The organism is Gallibacterium faecale, assembly GCF_027920745.1.
In the GTDB taxonomy this organism is placed as follows: domain Bacteria; phylum Pseudomonadota; class Gammaproteobacteria; order Enterobacterales; family Pasteurellaceae; genus Gallibacterium; species Gallibacterium faecale.
Genome location: NZ_JAQIBB010000055.1, coordinates 1 through 18,556, shown reverse-complemented (window position 1 = coordinate 18,556; position 18,556 = coordinate 1). Strand labels below are relative to the sequence as shown.

At 36.0% G+C, this 18,556-nt stretch carries 19 protein-coding genes and 1 pseudogene; 12 read left to right on the top strand and 8 right to left on the bottom strand.

The features are described from left to right. Nucleotides 1-7 precede the first annotated feature (7 nt). The 9 genes from PF272_RS05585 (at nt 8) to hslU (ending at nt 9,267) form a co-directional block, all read left to right on the top strand. Nucleotides 8-844, top strand: a complete 837-nt coding sequence (locus PF272_RS05585; protein WP_271141957.1) for a SirB1 family protein — start codon at nt 8-10, stop codon at nt 842-844. Between the two features lie 15 nt (nt 845-859). After that, a complete protein-coding gene (gene kdsA, locus PF272_RS05580; RefSeq protein ID WP_065233535.1) occupies nt 860-1,714 on the top strand; it encodes a 3-deoxy-8-phosphooctulonate synthase in 855 nt (284 codons plus the stop codon). A 135-nt stretch (nt 1,715-1,849) separates the two neighbouring features. After that, nucleotides 1,850-2,791 carry a 2-hydroxyacid dehydrogenase gene (locus PF272_RS05575; RefSeq protein ID WP_271141956.1) on the top strand — a complete coding sequence of 314 codons (942 nt, stop codon included), beginning with the start codon at nt 1,850-1,852 and terminating at the stop codon, nt 2,789-2,791. A gap of 88 nt (nt 2,792-2,879) precedes the next feature. After that, nucleotides 2,880-4,064, top strand: coding sequence for a lipoprotein-releasing ABC transporter permease subunit (locus PF272_RS05570; RefSeq protein WP_271141955.1), 1,185 nt, complete (start codon nt 2,880-2,882; stop codon nt 4,062-4,064). Next, nucleotides 4,057-4,773: a lipoprotein-releasing ABC transporter ATP-binding protein LolD gene (gene lolD / locus PF272_RS05565; protein WP_271141954.1), complete on the top strand. Its 717-nt coding sequence runs from the start codon at nt 4,057-4,059 to the stop codon at nt 4,771-4,773. Before PF272_RS05570 ends, lolD begins: the two co-directional genes overlap by 8 nt. Continuing rightward, complete coding sequence (gene lolE, locus PF272_RS05560; protein ID WP_271141953.1) at nt 4,770-6,020, top strand: lipoprotein-releasing ABC transporter permease subunit LolE; 1,251 nt, start codon at nt 4,770-4,772, stop codon at nt 6,018-6,020. The genes lolD and lolE overlap by 4 nt, the downstream gene beginning before the upstream one ends. A gap of 77 nt (nt 6,021-6,097) precedes the next feature. Beyond that, complete coding sequence (aroG, locus tag PF272_RS05555; protein ID WP_065233530.1) at nt 6,098-7,183, top strand: 3-deoxy-7-phosphoheptulonate synthase AroG; 1,086 nt, start codon at nt 6,098-6,100, stop codon at nt 7,181-7,183. 133 nt (nt 7,184-7,316) lie between these two features. Continuing rightward, complete coding sequence (gene hslV, locus PF272_RS05550) at nt 7,317-7,841, top strand: ATP-dependent protease subunit HslV (protein ID WP_065233529.1); 525 nt, start codon at nt 7,317-7,319, stop codon at nt 7,839-7,841. A gap of 91 nt (nt 7,842-7,932) precedes the next feature. Next, nucleotides 7,933-9,267, top strand: coding sequence for an HslU--HslV peptidase ATPase subunit (gene hslU / locus PF272_RS05545; protein WP_271141952.1), 1,335 nt, complete (start codon nt 7,933-7,935; stop codon nt 9,265-9,267). A gap of 67 nt (nt 9,268-9,334) precedes the next feature. On the opposite strand, the gene PF272_RS05540 is transcribed toward hslU, so the two are convergent. From PF272_RS05540 to PF272_RS05525, 4 genes are all read right to left on the bottom strand, one after another. Next, nucleotides 9,335-9,730, bottom strand: a complete 396-nt coding sequence (locus tag PF272_RS05540) for a cytochrome b562 (protein ID WP_271141951.1) — start codon at nt 9,728-9,730, stop codon at nt 9,335-9,337. An 88-nt stretch (nt 9,731-9,818) separates the two neighbouring features. Next, nucleotides 9,819-10,220 (bottom strand): SufE family protein, encoded by a 402-nt coding sequence (locus PF272_RS05535; protein WP_271141950.1) that lies wholly within the window; start codon nt 10,218-10,220, stop codon nt 9,819-9,821. Then, complete coding sequence (locus PF272_RS05530; protein WP_271141949.1) at nt 10,217-11,446, bottom strand: aminotransferase class V-fold PLP-dependent enzyme; 1,230 nt, start codon at nt 11,444-11,446, stop codon at nt 10,217-10,219. The genes PF272_RS05535 and PF272_RS05530 overlap by 4 nt, the downstream gene beginning before the upstream one ends. Then, the gene (locus tag PF272_RS05525) at nt 11,437-12,129 is read right to left on the bottom strand and encodes a thermonuclease family protein (RefSeq protein ID WP_271141948.1); all 693 of its coding nucleotides are present in this window, start codon (nt 12,127-12,129) and stop codon (nt 11,437-11,439) included. Before PF272_RS05525 ends, PF272_RS05530 begins: the two co-directional genes overlap by 10 nt. 84 nt (nt 12,130-12,213) lie before the next feature. Here PF272_RS05525 and PF272_RS05520 point away from each other — a divergent pair, with 84 nt between their 5' ends. Beyond that, nucleotides 12,214-12,627 carry a CidA/LrgA family protein gene (locus tag PF272_RS05520; protein WP_271141968.1) on the top strand — a complete coding sequence of 138 codons (414 nt, stop codon included), beginning with the start codon at nt 12,214-12,216 and terminating at the stop codon, nt 12,625-12,627. Further along, the gene (locus PF272_RS05515; protein ID WP_065236602.1) at nt 12,624-13,316 is read left to right on the top strand and encodes a CidB/LrgB family autolysis modulator; all 693 of its coding nucleotides are present in this window, start codon (nt 12,624-12,626) and stop codon (nt 13,314-13,316) included. The genes PF272_RS05520 and PF272_RS05515 overlap by 4 nt, the downstream gene beginning before the upstream one ends. Here the strand turns inward: PF272_RS05515 and PF272_RS05510 are convergent. The 4 genes from PF272_RS05510 to PF272_RS05495 form a co-directional block, all read right to left on the bottom strand. Further along, nucleotides 13,313-13,747 (bottom strand): GNAT family N-acetyltransferase, encoded by a 435-nt coding sequence (locus PF272_RS05510; protein ID WP_271141947.1) that lies wholly within the window; start codon nt 13,745-13,747, stop codon nt 13,313-13,315. The two genes, PF272_RS05515 and PF272_RS05510, sit on opposite strands and share 4 nt — an antisense overlap. 8 nt (nt 13,748-13,755) lie before the next feature. Beyond that, on the bottom strand, nt 13,756-15,222 hold the full coding sequence (cls, locus tag PF272_RS05505; RefSeq protein WP_271141946.1) for a cardiolipin synthase: 1,467 nt from the start codon (nt 15,220-15,222) through the stop codon (nt 13,756-13,758). A 70-nt stretch (nt 15,223-15,292) separates the two neighbouring features. Continuing rightward, nucleotides 15,293-16,462: an MFS transporter gene (locus tag PF272_RS05500; protein WP_271141945.1), complete on the bottom strand. Its 1,170-nt coding sequence runs from the start codon at nt 16,460-16,462 to the stop codon at nt 15,293-15,295. 114 nt (nt 16,463-16,576) lie between these two features. Further along, complete coding sequence (locus PF272_RS05495; protein WP_231923593.1) at nt 16,577-17,596, bottom strand: extracellular solute-binding protein; 1,020 nt, start codon at nt 17,594-17,596, stop codon at nt 16,577-16,579. 345 nt (nt 17,597-17,941) lie between these two features. Here PF272_RS05495 and PF272_RS05490 point away from each other — a divergent pair. Beyond that, nucleotides 17,942-18,556, top strand: a pseudogene (locus tag PF272_RS05490) (polyphosphate kinase 1); the annotation flags it as partial.

Below are 18,556 nucleotides of genomic sequence, written 5' to 3'. Positions count from 1 at the left end.
TAACAAAATGAACAAGCAAGAAGATGCAGATAAAAAATTAAGAGAGTACAGTTTACGAGTAGAAGAAAAAAAACAACTGTTTCAATATATTTTATCGTTGAATCAAGTAATTGATCCTACTTGTAGTAAATCGAGTATTTATGGACGTATGGGGCATCTTACACGTGAATTGAAATTATTTTTTGATGGTGAAACGGATCCTAAGATGCGGATCCATCTGTTATTACAGTTTTTTTATGGTGAAAAAGGGTTTTTCTGTGATCGGGAAACCTATTTCTACTCTTCAAATTTAATGCTTTCAAATGTGTTGAAGACAAAAGAGGGAACACCAGCCGTATTAGGTTCTATGCTGTTATTTTTAGCTGGGCAATATGACTTACCGATTACTGGCATTAATTTTCCAACACAACTGTTATTAAGAGCAGATGTTGGGGATGAGGTGGCATTTATTAATCCTTGGGATGGACAATATGTGCCTCACGAAATGATGAAAACGTGGTTGGAAGGCTATTTAGGATTTGGTACACAATTAACAGAAGAGTATGTACGTAGTGCAGACTTGGTTGAGTTAGAAGATCGAATTTACCAAGTGTTAAAGAATGCATTAATTCGTGAAGGTAAAAATGAACAAGCATTAGCACTAATCGAGCACCATTTAGCAGAAGATCCGAATGACCCTTATGAAATACGTGATAGGGGCGTGGTTTATGGCAATATGGAATGTTTCCATTTAGCAGTTCCTGATTTACAGTATTTTGTTGATCAATGCCCAGAAGATCCAGTTGCACCATTAGTCAGATTGCAATTACAAGATTTAGAAGCAATACCGTATTCATTCCAATAAATTGAAGGAAAAATTATGCAAAATAAACTAATTAAATTAGACAATATCGACATTGCCAATGACAAACCATTTGTTCTTTTTGGTGGAATGAATGTGTTAGAAAGCCGAGATATGGCGATGCAGGTATGTGAGCAGTATGTCAAAGTGACAGATAAACTCAAAGTGCCTTATGTATTTAAAGCCTCTTTTGATAAAGCTAATCGATCTTCAATTTATTCTTATCGTGGTCCAGGAATGGAAGAGGGCCTAAAAATTTTTGAGGAATTGAAGAAGACATTTGGGGTAAAAATTATCACTGATGTGCATGAAACTTACCAATGCCAGCCAGTAGCAGATGTTGTTGATATTATTCAATTACCTGCGTTCTTAGCAAGACAAACCGATCTTGTTGAAGCAATGGCTCGTACTGGGGCAATTATCAATGTGAAAAAACCTCAATTTTTAAGCCCAGGTCAAATGGGAAATATTGTTGAAAAGATCGAAGAGTGTGGTAACGATAAAGTGATTTTGTGTGATCGTGGTACTAACTTTGGGTATGACAATTTGGTAGTTGATATGCTTGGGTTCAGTATTATGAAACAAGTGTCAAAAGGTTGTCCTGTGATTTTTGACGTAACACATTCACTACAATGTCGTGACCCATTTGGTGCAGCTTCTGGTGGTCGTCGTGCACAAGTAACAGAATTAGCAAGATCAGGGTTAGCTATCGGCTTAGCTGGATTATTCTTAGAAGCGCATCCGAATCCAGAAAAAGCAAAATGTGATGGTCCTTCAGCGTTACCACTAGATAAACTTGAACCATTTGTGGCACAAATGAAAGCAGTGGATGATTTAGTGAAAAGTTTTGCTGAATTAGATACCGCTAATTAGGCTAATCAGTGAAAAATAGAGGGCTGCGTAGAAATTGGACAACAGTCACTAAATTAATAATTTCTACTTTGCAACCCTCTGTTTTATTGTTATCTTGAAAACGTTTTTGTTACTAAATTTAGTAAGGAGCCTGTAATGAAAATTGTCTTTTTAGATAGTACTGCCATTCCAAAACACATCCCAATTCCTCGTCCTACCTTTGCACATGAATGGATTGAATATGAACATACCTCTGCTGCTCAAGTGATTGAAAGAATGCAGGATGTTGATATTGCAGTAACCAGTAAAGTTGTATTTAGCCGAGAGGTTATGCAACAGCTACCTAAATTGAAATTAATTGCCATTACAGCAACAGGAACCAACAATGTTGATTTAGTTGCCGCTAAAGAATTAGGCATTGTTGTAAAAAATGTAACAGGCTATTCATCAGTTACTGTCCCAGAACACGTATTAGGAATGATCTATTCATTACGTCATAGTTTAATGAGCTGGTATCGTGATCAACTTACTGATCGTTGGGTTGATAATCCTCAATTCTGTTATTTTGACTATCCAATTAAAGATGTAAAAGGCTCGGTATTGGGGATTTTTGGTCGTGGTAATTTAGGCCAAGAAGTAGGGCGTTTGGCTGAATTATTAGGAATGAAAGTTCTGTATGCAGAGCATCGAGGTGCAGCAACAATTCGTGAGGGTTATACCAAATTTGAAGACGTGTTAGCACAAGCAGATATCTTGACATTACATTGTCCATTAACGGAAACAACCCAAAATTTAATTAATCATGAAACATTAGCTTTATGTAAACGAGGTGCTATTTTAATTAATACAGGACGTGGGCCTTTGGTTGATGAACAAGCCTTGCTAGATGCATTAACTTCTGGGCAATTATCAGGTGCAGCGATTGATGTAATGCGCCAAGAACCACCAGAAAAAGGTAATGTCTTAATGGAAGCAGCAAAACGAATGCCGAATTTATTAATTACACCACATATTGCTTGGGCATCAGATTCAGCAGTTACCACATTAGTAAATAAAGTTGCGCAAAATATTGAAGAGTTTGTCGCAACAGGCAAATAAGCTTATAAGAAATAATTAAGAGAAGAATCCGTCCATTTATTAATGGACGGATTTATTCTGTAAGTTGTAAACAATAAAAGGGAAAATTATGTCGGTAAATGTTCCACTACTAGTGGCATTACGTTATTGGCGTTCTAAAAGTGGAGATCGCTTTGGTCGTTTAGTGACCCGCCTGGCAAGTATTGGCATTATGCTAGGAGTAATGGCATTGATCATTGTATTGTCAGTAATGAATGGGTTAGAAAGTTACCAAAAGCAGAACGTTTTATCTCATATTCCGCAAGCTATTGTTTCTCCACAACAACAAACACTATCATTACAACAGCAACAACTGCCTAAATTACCCTCTTTTATCACTAAAGCCGTACCGATTAATTTGGCTCAAGTGATTATGCAAAGTAGTAATGGGCTAAGTGCTGCACAATTAATTGGTGTGCAACAGCAACAAGATGATCCATTATTAGCCTCATTACCTGAAACAATAGACACTTTATTACCAGCGAATGAATTTAATCTTATTATTGGTAGTCGATTGGCACAACAAAATCAATTACAAGTTAGTGATAAAGTTCGCTTATTAATTCCTGAAAACAGTGTTTATACCCCATTAGGGCGAATTCCTGTGCAGCGTTTATTCACTGTTGCCGCAATTTATCCTGAATGGAGTATGGATGAACAGATTTTTGCTAATTTACAAGATGTTGGCAGATTGTTGCGGATTAAGCCAGATCAGGTGCAAGGTGAACGTCTATTTTTACAAGATCCTTTTTTAATTACAGAGTTACCTGATTATTTTCCTAGTACTGAATGGAAAATCAGCGATTGGCGGGCTCAAAAAGGTGAGTTTTTTCAATCCGTTAGAATGGAAAAAAATATGATGTCTTTATTGGTAGGATTAATTATTTTAGTCGCCATTGCCAATATTGTGACCTCTTTAAGTCTAATGGTGTTAGACAAACAAGGTGAAATTGCGATTTTGCAAACACAAGGATTAGCCCGCAAGCAAATTATGCAAATTTTTATCTATCAAGGTATGGTAATTGGGGTATTGAGTACCTTGCTTGGTGCAGTATTTGGTATATTAGCGACAAAATATTTAACGCCATTATTAGCTTGGCTAAATCCACAAGGGTTTGCTTTACCAAGTGAAATTGATATTCCACAAATTTTAACGATTATTCTCTTTTCATTAACTTTATCTTTTGTTTCTACGCTTTATCCTGCTTATCGTGCAGCGAAAGTTGAACCAGCGGAGGCGTTGCGTTATGAGTAATTCTATGTCTAATTTAAATCAAACAACTGCGTTGTTGGCTTGTCAGCAATTATCAAAAGTTTATCAAGAAGGCGATAAAGCAACGTCAGTTCTAAAAGAAGTCTCTTTTTCGATTGCAGCAAATGATTTAACCGCTATTGTAGGGAGTTCGGGCTCAGGTAAAAGTACATTGTTGCATTTACTGGGTGGATTAGATAAGCCAACAGCAGGTGAAGTTTGGTTAAATGGGCAGCAATTATTGCAATTATCTGATAGCCAAATTGCAAAATTACGTAATCGCCATTTAGGATTTGTCTATCAATTTCATCATCTCATGGCTGATTTTTCTGCATTAGAAAATGTAGCAATGCCAATGCTAATTGCAGGTGAAAAACGTGATATTGCTTATACTCAAGCAGAAGAGATGTTAAAAGCGGTAAGTTTAGCCCATCGCATTGATCATCGCCCATCAGCACTATCAGGTGGTGAACGCCAACGAGTAGCGATTGCAAGAGCGCTAGTGAATAACCCTGATTTAGTGTTAGCGGACGAACCGACAGGAAATTTAGATCAAAAAACAACAGAGCATATTTTTGAATTATTACAACAGTTAAATCAAGAAAAAGGCATTGCTTTTTTATTGGTAACACATGATTTAAATTTAGCGTCAAAATTGCAAAAACGCTATCAAATGCGAGATGGTGTATTAACGGCGGAGGAAACCGTATGAGTACGCCATTTTTTATCAGTTGGCGTTATCAGCGAGGTAAGCAAAAAAATCGCTTAGTTTCGTTGATCGCTTGGTTTTCAACCTTGGGGATTGCATTAGGGGTTGCGGTACTCATCATTGGCTTGAGTGCAATGAATGGTTTTCAACGAGAACTGAATCATCGTATTCTTGCGGTGGTGCCACATATTTCTATTACAGGCTATGATCGCCAACCGGTTGAGAATTGGCATCAATTACATCAAGCATTACAAGATAATCAACAAATCTCAGGGTTCTCACCTTATGTATCATTTACGACATTAGCAGAATCTGGAGCAAAATTAAAAGTGATTCAGGTGAAAGGCATTGAGCCTGCAATGTTGCAACAGGTGAGTGCTGTGGGACAGTTTGTCTTACATAATGCATGGCAGAAATTTGTAGCAGAAAAACAAGGGATTATTCTTGGTTCAGGTATTGCAAAAGATCTTGGGGTTAAAGAAGGCGATTGGGTGTCATTATTGGTTTCTAACCAGACACATCAAGACGTAAGTAAGATGGCTCAACCAGAGCGTCACCGTTTACAAGTCACTGGGATTTTACGTTTAGATGGACAGCTTGATCATAGCTATGCATTCATTCCATTATCAATTGCACAGCAGTATCTCAATTATCAAGACAATCAAGTAACAGGTGTAGAGTTAGCGATTAAATCGCCATTTTCTGTCAATGAATTTGATTATTCTGCATTGGCAAATTATCCGCAAGGATTAGTCGCAAACACCTGGATTGATAGTTTTGGTTATATGTATCGAGATATTTCTTTGATTAAAACCGTAATGTATCTTGCTATGGTATTAGTGATAGGCATTGCGTGTTTTAATATTATTTCTACCTTGATTATGGCGGTGAAAGATAAACAAGGTGATATTGCAATTTTACGAACCTTAGGAGCTGATAGTCGTTTTATCCGTCGTATTTTTTTATGGTACGGGTTATTTTCAGGAATGAAAGGTTGTTTGTGGGGAATTGTCTTGGGTGTGATGGTGGCATTAAATTTAACAGAAATTATTTATGCTATTGAAAAGATTTTACATACTAAGATTTTATCAGATGGTGTGTATTTTATTGATTTTATGCCAAGTGAATTACATTTTACTGATGTTGGTTTAGTGTTTGTAGCAACATTAGTGCTAAGTTTATTGGCATCACTTTATCCAGCAATTCGAGCTGCACGCTTAGAGCCTGCAAAAGTTTTAAATAATCATTAAATAATAGTTGAAATTAAAATTGTATATGCTAGCATTTGAACTAGTTTAGTAGTACAAAAATACAAGAGAGTGAATCAATGGCAGTAATTAAAAAAGATATTCGTATTGAAAATGATGACGTTCGTATCGCAAAAGTAGAGCAGTTATTACCTCCAATCGCATTATTAGAAAAATATCCAGCAAGTAAAACCGCAGTTAAAACCGTTAAGCAAACTCGCCAAGCAGTACACAATATTTTACATCGTGAAGATGATCGCTTATTAGTGGTAATTGGGCCTTGTTCAATTCATGATCCTGCTGCTGCATTAGATTATGCAAAACGATTGAAAGTATTACGTGATGAATTAAAAGATGAATTAGAAGTAGTAATGCGAGTTTACTTTGAAAAACCACGGACAACAGTTGGTTGGAAAGGATTAATCAATGATCCACATCTTGATCATACCTACGCATTAAATGACGGTCTAAGAATGGCCCGTAAATTGTTGTTAGACGTAAATGATCTTGGCGTACCTGCTGCGGGTGAGTTTTTAGATATGATTACGCCACAATATATTGCGGACTTTATGAGTTGGGGAGCTATCGGGGCTAGAACAACCGAATCGCAAGTACACCGTGAGCTTGCATCGGGTCTTTCTTGTGCCGTTGGTTTTAAAAATGGGACTAATGGTGGTGTAAAAATTGCATTAGATGCAATTGGTGCAGCAGAAGCTTCTCACTATTTCTTATCGGTTACTAAATTTGGTCACTCTGCGATTGTGGCGACGAAAGGAAATCCAGATTGTCACATTATCTTACGCGGTGGCGACAAAGGTCCTAACTACTCTGAAGAAGATATTCTGAAAACAGTAAAAGATATTGAAAAGAGTGGTCGCATTCCTCATGTAATGGTGGATTTTAGCCATGCTAACAGTTCAAAACAATTCAAGAAGCAACTTGATGTGTGCAATGAAATCTGTCGTCAAATCAGTGCAGGTTCGCAACATATTTTTGGCGTGATGGTAGAGAGTAACTTAGTTGAAGGTCGTCAAGATATTATTGAAGGTAAAACATTGGTATATGGGCAAAGTGTGACAGATGCTTGCATTGGTTGGGAGGATACTGAAAAAGTGTTGTACGATTTAGCTGCAGCAGTAAAAGCAAGAAGAGCAAAATTAGCTTAATTCATTTATTTAGAAAAAAGATATCGCCTGTCAATTTGCAGGCGATATTTTTATTTGGTTTTTAACTTGAAACCGAATTGCTTGCACCCATATAGGGAAGCATTGTGTAAATTGTAGAAGAAGGAAAAAAATTATGACTACAATCGTAAGTGTTCGCCGTAATGGGCATGTTGTTGTTGGTGGAGATGGACAAGTTTCACTAGGCAATACCGTAATGAAAGGTAATGCACGCAAAGTACGTCGTTTATATGGGGATAAAGTATTAGCAGGGTTTGCTGGTGGTACAGCAGATGCCTTTACCTTATTTGAATTGTTTGAACGCAAATTAGAAATGCACCAAGGCCACTTATTAAAAAGTGCAGTAGAACTGGCAAAAGAGTGGCGTACTGATCGTGCGTTACGCAAATTGGAGGCGATGTTAATTGTGGCTGATGCCAAAGAGTCTCTGATTATTACAGGATTAGGTGATGTAGTGCAGCCTGAAGCAGATCAAATTTTAGCTATTGGTTCAGGCGGTAATTATGCTATGGCAGCAGCACGAGCTTTAGTTGCTAATACCGATCTTTCTGCACGAGAGATTGTAGAAAAGTCATTAAAAATTGCGGGTGATATTTGTGTATTTACTAATACAAATTTCACTATTGAAGAGTTGCCATAATATGGCATAAGCCAACAAAACAGGGTTAAGTAATTCAAATAATAGGGTGTTGTCAGTCAGGCAACACATAAAATAGAAGAAGGATAAAAATATGTCTGAGATGACTCCTCGTGAAATTGTTTCTGAATTAGATAAACATATTATTGGACAATCAGATGCAAAACGTGCAGTAGCGATTGCATTACGTAATCGTTGGCGTCGTATGCAGTTACCAGAGCCGTTACGTCATGAAGTAACACCAAAAAATATTTTAATGATTGGTCCTACTGGGGTGGGTAAAACAGAAATTGCGCGCCGTTTAGCAAAATTAGCGAATGCGCCGTTTATTAAAGTGGAAGCGACGAAATTCACTGAAGTTGGTTATGTCGGTAAAGAGGTGGATTCAATTATTCGTGATCTGGCTGATGTTGCGATGAAATTAGTGCGTCAAACAGAAATTAATAAAAATCGCTATCGTGCTGAAGAAGCTGCTGAAGAACGTATTTTAGATGTGTTATTGCCACCAGCAAAAGATCAATGGGGTAATGTAGAAAGTGCAGATACACACAGTAATACACGCCAAATTTTCCGTAAAAAATTACGTGAAGGTCAATTAGATGATAAAGAGATTGAAATTGATGTAGCAGCAGGTAGTTCTGTTGGTGTAGAAATTATGGCTCCGCCGGGAATGGAAGAAATGACCAGCCAATTACAGTCAATGTTCCAAAATCTTTCGAGCGGGCAAACTAAAAAACGCAAAATGAAAATTAAAGATGCGTTAAAGGTTTTAATTGAAGATGAAGCTGCAAAATTAATTAATCCAGAAGAGTTAAAACAAAAAGCAATCGAGGCAGTAGAACAACACGGAATCGTATTTATTGATGAGATTGATAAAATTTGTAAACGTGGTGAAACCAGTGGACCAGATGTATCACGTGAAGGTGTACAGCGTGATTTATTACCATTAGTAGAAGGTTCAACCATTAATACTAAACATGGTATGGTAAAAACCGATCATATTTTATTTATTGCCTCTGGTGCATTCCAAGTAGCTCGTCCATCTGATTTAATTCCAGAATTACAAGGTCGTTTACCAATTCGTGTGGAATTAGGGGCATTAACTGCGAAAGATTTTGAGCGTATTTTGACTGAGCCGAATGCGTCATTAACGGAGCAGTATAAGGCACTAATGCAGACAGAAGGGGTATCCGTTGAGTTTACTGATGATGCAATTGCAACGATTGCTGAAGCTGCATTCCGAGTAAATGAGAAAACAGAAAATATTGGCGCAAGACGTTTACACACAGTGTTAGAACGCTTGATGGATAAAATCTCTTTTGATGCATCTGATATGAGCGGTGAAAAAGTGGTGATTGATGAAGCTTATGTGAAATCAGCGCTTGGTGATGTTGTTGAAAATGAAGATTTAAGTCGCTTTATTTTATAATATTACTCTATGAGATAAAGGCTAAGTAGTTGATACTTAGCCTTTTTTTATACTTTTTTCTAGATGTTTACTTATATTTTTTGTGGTATTCATTACGAATAGAAAGAAGATCTTTGGCTTTTTCTTTAGCTTGTTCAAGCTCACCTTTTGCAGCTAAAGCAGAAGATTCATCAATGACAGCAATGAAATGTTGCATTCCTTGTTGATAATCTTTAAATTCAGCGCTGTCTTTGCCTTTTTTCGCTAAACTTCCTGGAACAAGTTCTAGGGAGCGTTGAGCCGCAGCTTTTAATTCGCCAAGATGTTTTTGCATCATTTCTGCATTTTCAGCTTTTAATACAGGGCCAATATTTTCTTTGAAGGATTGCATTTCTTGTACAACAGTATCAGCAAAGCTGATTGAACTGAAAGCAAGTAAGCTACTAAATAATGCTGTTTTGATTAAAGATTTTGTATTCATCATCACTCCTTTGTTCATAAAAAAAGAATAGCAATGAGCTATTCTAAATAAAAAATGATTGCAAAATTTGATTTAAATTTTGCGTGAACAACTATAACAATTCAATAACAGTTTTACTAATAATTTTTTCAATATTCTTTAGCCCGTTTAACCGAGTTTCACTCAAACGTTGGTTAATTTTTAATTGTTGTAACAAGGGTGTAATTTGAAAATGTGCTAATTGTTCAGTTGTTTGTTCTGATAGTGCAGTCATTAAGATAAATAAAATCCCATTTAAAATACGCGCATCACTGTATGCAATAATGTGCCATTGCTGCTGTTGGTAGTCGATTTTAAACCATAAACGACTTTCACAACCTTCGACTAGAGGAGTTTTCTCTAGTATTTGATCATCTGGTTTAGGAAGTTGTTTACCTAATAAAATTAATTGGCGGTAACGTTGTTCCCAACTATCACTTTTGGCAAAAAGTGCTTTGATTTCAGCAAATGTCATTCTTCCTCCAACAGTGCTAGGGCATTATCTAATGCTTGAAAAAATCGTGTAAAGTCTTGCTGATGATTATAAGGTGCAAGAGAAAGGCGTAATGTGCTGCGTTGCTGCAGAAAATGTAAGTAAGGTTGCGCACAATGTTGCCCAGTACGTAATGCAATTTGTTGTTCACTAAGTAAGGTGGCCAGATCACTATTATCAATTCCAGTAAAGGTAAAGCTAATAATATGGCTATCTGGATCACTAAATAATTGACAATTTGGATATTGGGCAAAACGGTGGCGGAATTGTTGAGCAAGCTGTTGAGTATAAGCCATTAATTGTGAAAAATCGTATTGTTGCAACCATTGTAATACAGTACCAAATCCAATTACTGCTGCAATATTTGGTGTACCAGCCTCTAAACGATAAGGAAGTTCTTGTAAAGTTGTTTGTTGTTGAGTCACTTGTTTCACCATCTTACCGCCAAAAAAGAGTGGTGTAAGTTGCTGTAAGGCAGATTTTTTGCCAGTAAGCACCCCTAATCCGGTAGGTCCAAATAGTTTATGAGCGGAAAAAGCAAGAAAATCAATATCAAGTTGTTGTAATGAGATAGGTTGATGAAGCACAGCTTGTGCAGCATCTAATACAATCATCGCATTTGGAGCAGCTTGACGGATCAGCGGGGTAATTCGTTCAATCGGCTGTCGATATCCAGTGACATTTGAAACAAAATTAAGCGCGACTACTTTTGTACGTAATGAAAGGGCTGCCTTTAATGCTTCAAGATCAAGCTGATAATCAGGGAGCAAAGGCAACACAATAAGTTTTAATTGGTATTGCTGAGCAAGCTGTTGCCAAATAACGAAATTAGCATGGTGTTCTGCTTCACTAATAATAATTTCATCACCAGGTTGGAAGCAGTGGAATAAACCGTATGCAATGCTATTTAAACTATGCGTTGTACCTGAAGTCCAAATAATACAAGTTTGATCTTCTGCCTGTAATAAATCCGCTACCAGCTGACGAGCTTGCTCAAATTGTTGGGTCTGTTGCCAATCATATTGACTACGATGGACTGAACCAGCAGAGTAATAAAATTGTGAAGTTGCTTCAATTAAAGTGGATGGGCGCAATGTTGTCGCTGCCGAATCAAGGTAAACAGCAGTAGGGTGTTGTTGTAAAAAAGGAAATTGCGCCCGAAAGCGATCGATATCAAAAGGCTTATACATAAAATTAACTAACGACATAGCGAGTTACAAGGAATACCATCTTTATTGCCATCTAAATAATCGGCAGCACATTGTTTAAAGAAGCGAGTAGCTTCTTCACAAGAGGAAAAGCTTTTACAAGAACGATGTGTATTGCAGCCTATTGTTTTGATTGTACTGCTTGTTGTGCCTGGTTTTGGTAATGCGAGTACGGGTGTAGCAGGATTTTTAGCTAATGGTACAGATGGATTTTTTTCATGTTTACGCCAATTACTTGGATAAATAGGGTCTTGACCTTGCCATAAACCAAGGCGTTTTTGGCGTGCTTCATTTTCGGCTTGTAAATATTGGTTGTCGTTCATGTATTCACGATAAGCCCATGCAAGCCCTTGTTGTACCATAACTAAGTTAATATTTTTACCACTAGTATCAAATACTTGTCCTACGACACGACCATAACGATCGTATTCACTAGAGGAGATTTTTACATTTTTCTTAAAGATGAGTCGAGATAATAATTGACGAGAACGATCACCATAAGGTTGTTTTTTTTCTGGGGCATCGACTTGAGCTAAGCGCACTCTTATCTGTTTATTATTTTGTAATAGGCAGGTAAAGGTATCGCCATCACTAATCGCAACGACTCGACATTGGATTTCACGTGCAGCAAAAGTATGACTAGTAAATAAAATAAATAACAATGCAATGATAAGTTTTTTCATATGATTAAAAATTTTTAAAAAAGTGACATTGATCACAAAATGGGAGTAGAATAGGCTCAATATTATTACACATTTCTATCGATGATGTTTTATAAAATCGTAGCACTTTGTCGTTCACTCGCTATTTTATACGCCATGTTATATCTTGGTGAGGGCATTAATTATATTTTACCTATTGGAATCCCAGCAAGTATTTGGGGGTTATTGCTTTTATTTGCGGGATTAGTCTTAAAATTAATCAAAGAAGAGTGGGTATTACCTAGTGGTGCCTTATTAATTCGTTATATGTCATTATTGTTTATTCCTTTAAGTGTTGGAATTATTGATTATTTTGACATTTTAACTAAACAAGCAATGTCATTATTGATTCCTACAATCTTCAGTACCTGCTTGACGATTGTATTTACTGCGTTATTAGCAGATTATTTTTTCTCTCTTAATTCATTTGCCAGACGCCGTAAAAAAGTGAAAAAACGCAGTATGCGAGGTGTGAAATGATCTATTTATATTGTTTGATGACAATTATTGCCTTTTCACTTGCTGTAGCAATTAACAAAAGAGTTAAATCAATTATCTTTAACTCTTTCGTGATTACTGTATGTTTATTAATTGCGATTTTATTAATTTTTCATATTCCTTATCACGATTACATTACGGGGAATAAACCATTAAATGCGTTATTAGGCCCGTCTATTGTTGCCCTTGCTTTGCCTTTATATGAACAATTAAAACAGATTAAGCAATATTGGCGTAGCATCTTATTTATTACAACAGTCTCTTCTGCCTTAGCGATGTTAAGTGGATCATTTATGGCATTCATATTGGGCGGTAATGAACAAGTGATGGCGACAGTATTTGGTAAATCTATCACTACACCACTTGCGATGGCAGTTTCATCAACCATTGGAGGAGTGCCTACGATCACAGTTGTATTAGTGATTATTGCTGGCTTAATTGGTTCTGTTTTTGGTTATAGCATTATTAAATTATTACGGATTAAGCGTAGTGAAGCGGCTGGATTAGCGATTGGTACTGCGTCGCACGCATTAGGTACAGCAGCTTGTATGGAAATTGATAAAAAAGCCGGAACATACAGCTCGATCGCATTAGTGCTTTGTGGCGTTATTACCTCACTGATTGCACCACTATTATTTGATTTACTACTAATTATTATTAAAGTGTTTTAATTATTTTTGCACATATTAATATGTGGAATATTGTCTTCAAGATAAACTTCTGATGTAGCAATAAATCCATATTGTTGATAAAACGCTTGTAGATAGTGTTGTGCCTGAATCACAATCGGTTTATTGGGAAAGGTGTTGCTAATAAAGTGAAGTATCTGATCAAGTAGCTGTTTAGCAATACCTTGATGACGATATTCTGGTATGACAAATACCCGTCCAAAATGAACAGCTTGATGTTGCAGATAAATTCTTGCATAGGCTACTAATTTATGATCAACAGCTAGCCATAGATGTGTTGCTTCAAGATCGATGGCATCAACTTCTTGATAAGGGCATTGTTGTTCCACAACAAAAACGGCAGTTCTAGCTTGATAAATTTGAAAAAGTTCTTGAGTGGTCAACTGAGAAAATGTTTTGTAATAACACTGCATTTTTTCGCCTATAATAATGGACTGAAAAAGAAAAATAAGCGTTCAATAATACGTTGCCATAGCGGGCGAGTTCGCCACTGTTGGTAATCAAGTGGCATTGTCTGTTGATAGTAGCTGTGATGTAATGCTGCAATTTCTTTAGCAAAATCTCGGTCTTCAACAATAATCATTACCTCAAAGTTAAGCATAAAGCTACGGATATCCATATTTACGCTGCCAACTAAAGCCAAACGTTGATCAATTAAAATGCTTTTGGTATGCAGTAAACCACCAGTAAATTGATGAATTTTTACACCAGCGGCTAATAAATTATCAAATAAGGCTCTGCTTGCCCATTGCACCATAGTGGAGTCATTTTTTTGTGGCAGAATAATATTTACTTCTACTCCTCGTTGAGCAGCAATTTTTAGTGCATCTTCAATACTTTGGCTTGGTACAAAATAAGGCGAAGTAATGGTGATGGATTTACGAGCCGCAAAAATAGCTGTGAGTAATGCTTGTGACATTAAATCATCTGGGAAACCTGGTCCCGTTGCCAGAATTTGTACTGCATGAGAGTTATCATGTTCAATTGGTAATAATGGGCATAGTGAAAATGCCAGTGATTGCTGTTGCTCAGTTTCAATTTCCCAATCCCAAGCGTGTAGATGATTGAGAATAGAAGAAACTGGACCATCCATCCTCACCATAATATCAATCCATTGTCCAACGTTAGCACTCTGTTTGAATTGGCTTGGATCAACCATATTCATACTGCCGGTATAAGAAATTTGATTATCAATCACAACAATTTTGCGATGTTGGCGAAGATCGATGCGTTCTAAGAACATTCGTAATGGATTTGCGTGTAACGCTTCAAAATATTCTAAACCTTGCTGGCGTAATTGCTGGCAGTGTTTACTCTGTAAAAAATCACGGCTACCAACAGAGTCCAGTAAAATATGAATTTTAACGCCTCGTTGGTGAGCTTGGATTAACGCTTGTTCAACATACTCAATTAAACCACCACTTTGCCAGATATAAAATGTCATATTGATAGAGAACTTCGCTTTCTCAATATCTTGAATAATACTTTGGATAATGGTTTCTGGCGTATTAAAAATATGTAGATCATTGCCTAGGATGCAAGGAATTTTCTGACTTTGTTGGCATAAGTCAAAAAGAGATTTATAACGTAGTGCTTCACTACTTTCGATAATGTTTTTATACTGCTGGTATTGTTCAAACCAAGCAATATATTTTGGCCGTAATTGATGGAAAAGTTTTGCTCGGCGAGAACCAAGTTTAATTTCACCAAAAATAAAATAAGCAATAATCCCGACAACCGGCACGACATAAACGATCATTAACCAAGAAAGCGTAACAGAAATTGCTTGTTGTTTGGTTAATAAACGTAAGGTAATAGATACCATACAGACCCAAATTAATGCGGGAATGGCATATTGTAGAATTGTGGCGATATCCTCTTTAACCATAATATTTAAATTTTATATGTGCGCTCCAACAATAAGAAAATCGGCAAAGTGCCGATTTTCTGCAATAAATTTAGATAATTTTATCTGTTTTTTCAACAAACCAAGCAGCAATTGCCATAATGACAACTAGAATTAATAATACCCATGTTTGTGGTATCCAACTATGCCAGAAACCATAGCCATAGCCAAATAAAATCGGACCACAAGCCGCTAATAGATACCCTCCAGATTGCACAATACCCGATAATCTTGCTGCATTAGTTGGAGAGGTTGTTTTAACCGATAACATAGTTAATAAATAAGGGAATAAAGCACCTCCAGCTAAACCAGTGAAAATATTAACGAGTAGCCAGTAGGTAAAACTATTGTAATCAAGCAACATCATCGCAATTCCGATAAATGAAATTCCCATAAAGCCTGCAATAACGGTTTGGCGTTTTTCTTTGGACCAGCGAATAAAAGCAGATGGTAAAAATATCATCAAAGGAATGGTGACTAACATATAGATACCTAATAGGTAACCAGTTGTACTTGCTGAAAGCCCCGCTTGCTGTCCCATTGTTGGTAACCAAGCTAACGTAGTATAGAAATAAAGAGATTGTAAACCACCAAAAATAACTAAACACCAAGTGTATTTATTTTTGAATAGAGAAGTTTGTTGAGTATGATTTTGGTGTTTTTCTAAATAGTGGTTATTTTTAACATTAGGTAACCAAATGATAAACGCTACTAATAAGATAGCAGATAAAATTAAAATCATTGTTTGCCAATTACTCATTTCAGTAATTGGAATCGCTAATGAAGAACCAATGATGGTGGCGAAAGTCATTGCCAAAGAATAGAGTGAGGTTAATTTTCCTAAGCGACTTGGAGAATTAGCCATAATTGCACTTGGTAACAGTACATTTAATATGGCAATGCCTAACCCGATAATTAGCGTTCCTACAAATAAAAGTGGTAAAGAAAAGATACGTAATGTTGAACCAATCATCATTAATACCAAGACGATAGCAAAGAGTTTTTCAATACCAAAAATTTGTCCAAGGCGAGCAGCGAAAGGTGATACTAACGCAAACATTAATAGTGGCAATGTTGTTAAAATACCTAATGAACTAATTGGAATATCAAATTCAGTGGCAATCTCTTGTAAAATTGGTGGAATCGCAGTAAAGGGCATCCGTAAAACGACACCAATCATAATGATGCCAAGGATTAAAAAAGTCGTACTCTGTTTTTTCATTTTTTATTCTTATTTTTATTATTGATAACTTTCAGTGAAAAATTAATTGTCTTACAAACAATACGCCCTCTAAAAAGAGGGTGTATTGGATAAATGTGACAGAGAATAAATAGATTATTCAGCCGCTTTTAATTGTTGATAATAGTTTTCATAATATTGAATTGCATCACCAACATCGTCTTGCCAGTAGCTGTTTTTTAGCACATCCGCAGGTGGATAGATGCTAGGATCTTCAGTAATCTCTTTTGGCAACATAGCTTTCGCTTTAAGGTTAGTAGTTGGATAACCAATTTCAGTTGCTAAACGAGCAGCGACTTTAGGACTTAATAAATAGTTAATTAATTTGTGTGCAGCTTCTGGGTTTTTAGAAGTTTTTGGAATTGCTAATGTATCAACCCATAATACAGGACCTTCTTTTGGATACACGGCATTCACTGGCGCACCTTCTTTTTTCGCAATACGAACAGAACCATTCCATAATTGACCTAATTCAACTTCACCGGCAATAAATGAATTTGCTGGGTTGTCAGAAGTAAATGCCAATACGTTTGGACGTAATTTTAATAACTCTTCGTATGCTTTTTTGATGACGGCAGGATCTTTAGTATTTGGATCTTCACCAAGTTTTAATAAAGCAATATTAAATACTTCGCGAGCGTCATCTAATAATTGTACTTTTCCTTTAAATTCAGGCTTCCAAAGATCTGCCCAAGATTTAAATTGGTCTGCTTTATAGGTGTCAGTATTGAATACAATTTCAGGTGCACCTAAAAGTTGTGGAAGAGAATATTTATTACCTGGATCATAAGGCTTATTCAACATATTTGGGTCGAGATCTTTAATCACAGGCAATTTACTATGATCTAAAGGCATTAACATTCCTTCTTTTGCCATTTTAGATACGAAGTAGTTAGATGGTGCAATAACATCATAAGTCGCACTATCACCTAAAGTTTTTAATTTAGCATACATAGTCTCATTGGATTCAAGACTAGACACGTTTACTTTAATACCAGTTTCTTTGGTGAAGTCATCCAATAAACCGTCAGGTACATATTCTGTCCAAGTATAAAGATAAACGGTATCACCCTCTGCATGAGCAACCGCATGAATACCAAGAGCAAGCGTACTAATACCTAATAAAGTAGTGATTTTTTTCACAAAATTCTCCGTTATAGTTAATTAAAGCCATAGCTCGACCAAAGCCAAGCGGATATAAAAATCAAAATGATTTTTGTAGGTACTTGTTGATGGATAACGTGTTAGGAAAACACATCAGACAAGGAAGGTCATTGTATAAACAGTTAACCAATAAGGCAACCATTAATCCTAATAAATACGATTTAATCTGAAAATTTCTATTAGATAGATCTATATGAGAATATAAATATGAAAAATATTCATAACTGTCATTTAGCTGCCATATTTAATTTCTAAAATGATAATTTATACTTACGAGAAGCATAGAGAGAACAGATTATGACAACATTAACGGAAGAACAAAGTAAAGATCGTTATATATTAAAAGAGTTAAGTTGGTTATCTTTTAATGAAAGAGTGTTACAAGAAGCCTATGATGAAAATAACCCATTATTAGAGCGAATTCGTTTTTTAGGTATTTTTGCTTCTAATTTAGATGAGTTTTATCAAGTAAGAGTATCAAATTTAAAACATAAATTACTGATTAGCAAAGAAAAAGACTCTTCTCAAGTTAAGCAGATTCGGATGCAATTAGAGATTATTCAACAACGTACTGAAACACTGAATAATCAGTTTTATGAAATTTATAATCGGTTAATGTTGCGTCTAGCGAAACATAAAATTTTTGTCTTAAATGAAACGCAACTATCGCAGTTTCACCAAGAATGGTTGAAAAAATATTTTAAAAAAGAGCTTAAACCACATATTTTCCCTATTATCCTTAACGAGGAAATTGATTTATTACACTCATTAAGTACCCATAATGCCAACCTCATTATTGAATTAAGAAAACATAAAAAAACACAAAAATTAGCAATCTTACCAATTCATTCTGATGTTCTCCCGCGTTTTATTGTGTTACCTAAAGAAAAATATAAAAGGCACGAAAGTATT